We start from the raw sequence: 312 nt of genomic DNA, 5'->3' as shown, positions 1-312 counted from the left end.
CCCGTTTACGTGCTGGATGTGATACGCACCGACTACCCGTTCGCCTTGACGATTGCGCACCACCTGATGGGTTATACCCTGTTCATTGCTGAAACAGGCATACACACCCGCCCCATCGCTACACAGCACCGCATCCGGTGACACCAACGGCTTCAACACCGCGATGACCGTCTCGGCATCGATTTTCTCCAACTGGAAATCCGCATGGTGGCCTGCACGGTCTTGTACCACCATCACCGGGATGTAATCTGGCCCGGTTCCACGAGTCCGACCTTTACCACCGCGATGACGTGGTGGACGCGGCAGTCCCCG

General features: G+C 58.7%; 1 pseudogene. It reads right to left on the bottom strand.

Annotated elements, in window-relative coordinates:
* A pseudogene (locus VF684_RS20965) lies at positions 1-312 on the bottom strand (IS1595 family transposase); the annotation flags it as partial.

The organism is Aeromonas sp. Lyrl_2, from assembly GCF_051948815.1.
Classification (GTDB): Bacteria; Pseudomonadota; Gammaproteobacteria; order Enterobacterales; family Aeromonadaceae; genus Aeromonas; species Aeromonas veronii.
This window is presented reverse-complemented; position numbering and strand designations above follow the sequence as displayed.